The organism is Aeromicrobium sp., from assembly GCF_014378035.1.
GTDB lineage: Bacteria > Actinomycetota > Actinomycetes > Propionibacteriales > Nocardioidaceae > Aeromicrobium.
Map to the genome: position 1 here is coordinate 1 of NZ_JACMOM010000237.1, position 4,469 is coordinate 4,469.

A 4,469-nucleotide genomic window follows, 5' to 3' on the forward strand; every position below is an offset into this window, starting at 1 on the left:
CGTTGGCACCGAGCACATCCCCGGCATCCTGCGCGGCCTTCAGCGCGGCCCCGTCGGCGAGCAGCGCGCGTGCCGTCTTCTCCTGCACGTTGGGCACGGAGCGGATCTGGCCGGGAATCTTGTCCTCGACGTTGTGGCACTGGTCGAGCATGAACGCGACGCCCGAGTCCGGTCCGAAGCCGCCACCGCGGATCACCTCGTAGAGGATTCGGAACAGCTGGAACGGGTCGGCGGCGCCGACGATGAGGTCGTCGTCGGCGTAGAAGCGGGAGTTGAAGTCGAAGGAGCCGAGTTTGCCGAGACGCAGAAGCTGGGCCACGATGAACTCGATGTTGGTGCCCGGCGCGTGGTGGCCGGTGTCGAGGCAGACGAGGGCGCGCTCGCCAAGGGCCGAGACCTGGGCATAAGACGTACCCCAGTCTGGAACGTCGGTGTGATAGAACGCCGGCTCGAAGAACTTGTACTCGAGCACGAGTCGCTGGCTCTCGCCGATGCGCGCGTAAATCGTCGCGAGCGACTCCGCGAGGCGGTCCTGCCGTCCGCGGATGTCGCCCTGGCCCGGGTAGTTCGTGCCGTCCGCGAGCCAGATCTTCAGATCCCGCGAGCCGGTGGCGTGCATGATGTCGATGCACTCGAAGTGGTGGTCGATGGCCTTCTGGCGCACGGCTGAATCGACGTGGGTGAGGCTGCCGAGCTTGTAGTTGTCGTCCTGGAACGTGTTGCTGTTGATGGTGCCGAGCGCGACGCCGTGGTCGGTCGCGAACGCGCCGAGGGCCGCGTAGTCGTCGACCTTGTCCCACGGGATGTGCAGGGCCACCGTCGGAGACAGGGCCGTGTACTTGTTCACCTGCGCGGCATCCGCGATCTTCTCCTGAGGCGTGCGTGGGGTGCCCGGCGTGCCGAACACCTTGAATCGGGTGCCCGAGTTGCCGAACGCCCACGAGGGAAGCTCGATGGCCTGCTGGGCGAGAGCGGACGTGATTCCAGAGAAGTCGGTCATATCAGTACTCATTCGTTTCTGGGTTGCGTTTCCGATATCTAGCGGCCTTCGCCGACAAGGGGGTGGATGGGCACCGTGATAGACACGTGGCCGGTGGTGAGGGCCCGATCATGTTGGCCGGGAAGACGCAGCACGCCCTCCATGCCGGCGGGTACGTCGACGTCCACGGTGAGCTCGTCGCCCGCCACGATCCAGCGCACGGTGACGCGGCCGTGAGGGGTGTCGAGCGCCGTCTCGGCCTCCGTCAGGCCGCCTCCCGGCTGGGGCGCGATGAGCACCCTCGAATAGCCGGGAGCGAGCGGGGCGATTCCGCCGACGACGCGGTGCATCCAGTCGGCCACGGCACCGAGGGCGTAGTGATTGAACGACGTCATCTCGCCTGGGTTGATGCTGCCATCCGGCAGCATGGAGTCCCAGCGCTCCCAGACGGTGGTCGCGCCCATGGTCACCGGGTAGAGCCACGACGGACATTCGCGCTGAAGCAGGAGCCTGTACGCATCCTCGAGGTGGCCCGTCTGGGTGAGGGCGTCGGTGATGAACGGCGTGCCGGCGAACCCGGTCGAGATGCGGTAGCCGCTCTCGGCAACGAGTTCGGCCAGCCGAGTGCCGGCTGCTTCCTCATCAACGGTGTCGAGCAGGCCGAAGACGATCGCCAGCGCATAGACGGTGGTGCAGTCGCTGAACACGCGACCGCCGTCGACATAGTGCTCGTTGAACGCGGAACGCAGGTCCGCCGCCAGTTCGACGAACTCGGCGTGCTCCGCCTCGCGAGCGAGCAGCTGGGCGGCCTCGGCGAGGATCGCCGCCGACCGGTACGCACAGGCCGTCGCGACGACGCCGAAGTCGGCCTTGGCCTTGATCGGGTCCTCCGGAGGTGCGTCGGGATCGAGCCAGTCGCCGAACTGGAATCCCGTGTCCCACAGGCCGTTCGGTGAGAGCAGGGACCGCACCCGACGAACGTGGGAGACCATGGACTCGAACTGGTTCTCCAGAATCCGCTCGTCGCCGTACGCCTGGTAGAGCGCCCAAGGGACCCAGACGCCTGCATCGCTCCAGATCGCCGTCGACTCCGTCTCGGGGAAACTGCCCGGGAGGTCGAGGTACTTCAGCACGTCAGGCACGACGTAAGCGATGATCCCGTCGTGGTGGGCCTGTTCGAGCGCGACGTTGCGGAGCCAGTCGCTGAGGAAGGGGTCGACGTTGAAGAGGAACGCAGCGGTCGGCGCGAAGGCCGCGATGTCGCCCGTCCAGCCCAGTCGCTCGTCACGCTGCGGGCAGTCGGTTGGCACGTCGACGAAGTTGCCGCGCATGCCCCAGACGACGTTCTCGTGGAACTGGTTCAGCATCGGGTCCGACGTGCGGAAGGTGCCAGTGCGTTCGAGCTCGGATCCGATGGCGACGGCCGTGAGGTCCTCCGGCCTCAGTTCGCCGGGCCAGCCGGAGACCTCCGCGTAGCGGAAGCCGTGGAAGGTGAACGTGGGCTCGAAGGTGTCCTCGCCGCCGCTCAGGATGAACCGGTCGGTCGCAAGCGCCGACCGCAGCGGCCGCGTGCCGAGCTCACCGTCCTCGAGCACCTCCGCGTGCCTCAGCGTGACCTCGCTACCTGCCGGGCCATGCACGCGCGCGCGCACCCAGCCCACCAGGTTCTGGCCGAAGTCGACGAGGGTCTTGCCGGACTCCGTGGTCCACATCTTCTGGACGGGCAGCTCGTTCCAGGCGGAGACCGGCGGACCGATGTACGGCTCGAGCGAGGCGGTGTCCAGGTCGAGGACGTGCACACCGACCCAGCCGTCCGCGCCGAACCCCGGCTTCAGCCACGCGTCGTCGCGCAGGCCGGCGTCGATGGTCTCGCCGTCGTACAGGTCGTTCACGAGCACGTCGCTCGGGCCGGCCGACCAGCTCTCGTCGGTCGTCACGGTCTGGGTCGTGCCGTCCTCGAAGGCGATCTCGAGCTGTGCGAAGGCGCCGAGCTCGTCGCCGTAGAACGCGCCACGGCCGCTCCATCCGAGGCGACCACGGAACCAGCCGTTGCCGAGCGCGAGACCGAGAACGCAGGTGTCCGCAAGCTGCTCGGTGACATCGTAGGTGGCGTAGCGGAGCCTCCACTCGTAGCTGCTCCAGCCCGGCGTGAGAAGGTCATTCGAGACGCGCTGCCCATTCAGCCAGGCCTCGACGATGCCGTGGGCCGTGAGGCTCAGGGTCGCCCGGGTCACCGCGCCGTGGCCCTCGTCAAGCCGGAATTCCTGCCGCAGCAGCGGCGCTCCGGCAAAGTCCTCGTCGGCCGCGATCAGTTGTGCTTGCCAGTTCACGTGGTGTCTCCAGTGTGTGTGTTTGTTTGTTTGTGTCGGTCGTTCCGGGTCGGCGGGGTCGCGTAGGCGTCCCCGCCCGAGAGAGGTGGTGGGTCAGCCCTTGACGGCGCCGCTCGTGATGCCGCTGACGATCTGCCGGTTGAAGAAGATGTAGGCGATCAGGGGCGGGATCGTGATGAGCAGGATGGCCATGAAGAGTAGGTTGAAGAAGCTCAGATTCTGGCCCGAGAACGTGTAGAGGGCGAGTTGCACCGTCACGTTCTCGTCTCCAGGAAGGAAGTAGAGCGGGCCGGCGAAGTCGTTGAAGACGAAGACGGACTGCACGACGATCACGGTCACGATCACTGGGCGCAAAAGGGGAAGCACGACTCGGAAGAAGAGCCTCACCGGGCCCGCGCCGTCGAGTACCGCAGCCTCGTCGAGCTCGCGGGGGATGTTCCCCACGAAGGCACGGAACAGCAGGATGCAGAACGAGAGGCCGAAGGTGGCCTCGACCAGGATCATCCCGGGTATCGTCCCGAACAGTTTGAGCCCCTGAAGCACCCAGATCGTCGGAACAACTGCGGGCGGCACGATCAGGCCGGCGAGCACGAAGAAGTTGACGACCGGGCCCCACTTGCTCTTCTTGCGGGCGAGAACGTACCCGGACATCGCCCCGATGACGACCATGAGGGTGACCGAACCGATGGTCAGGACAGCGCTGTTGAGGATCGCGCGCCCGATTACGCCGTTATTGGACGCCAGCGTGTCGACGAAGTTCTGGAAGAACTGCCATTGCGTGGGCCAAGAGAACGCGAGGGTCGATGCGTCCGCGGGGGTCTTCGACGCCTGAAGGAGCACGAACACGAACGGGATCAGGAATACCACCGCGGAGACGATGATCGCGATTGTGCCGACGATCCAGGCACGGCGCCGTTCGCGGATCACAGTTCAACCTGCTTTTTGTTGAGGAAGTATGAGAGCGGCACCATGATCACGGCGACCAAGACGAAGAGCACGACGTTGCCCGCCGTGGAGAGGCCGAAGAAGCCGGCCTGGTATTGCTTGTAGATCACCGAGGCGAGCACGTCGCTGGTGAAGCCGGGACCGCCCCCTGTGGTGACCCAGATGATGTCAAACGACCGTAGGCCGCCGATGAGCGAGAGGATGATGACCGTCGC

The 4,469-nt window shown here is 66.1% G+C and carries 3 protein-coding genes and 1 pseudogene; all 4 read right to left on the reverse strand.

What is annotated here, in order from left to right; translation table 11 throughout:
- The coding region (gene rhaI, locus H7290_RS12325; RefSeq protein ID WP_290514313.1) for an L-rhamnose isomerase at positions 1-1,000 on the reverse strand (1,000 nt) is incomplete at its 3' end.
- Between the two features lie 38 nt (positions 1,001-1,038).
- Entirely contained in the window at positions 1,039-3,309 is a 2,271-nt protein-coding gene (locus H7290_RS12330) for an alpha-L-rhamnosidase (RefSeq protein WP_290514314.1), read from the reverse strand.
- 93 nt (positions 3,310-3,402) lie between these two features.
- Positions 3,403-4,236, reverse strand: a complete 834-nt coding sequence (locus H7290_RS12335) for a carbohydrate ABC transporter permease (protein ID WP_290514315.1) — start codon at positions 4,234-4,236, stop codon at positions 3,403-3,405.
- Positions 4,233-4,469: pseudogene (locus tag H7290_RS12340) on the reverse strand (sugar ABC transporter permease); the annotation flags it as partial. The pseudogene H7290_RS12340 and the gene H7290_RS12335, both read right to left, overlap by 4 nt.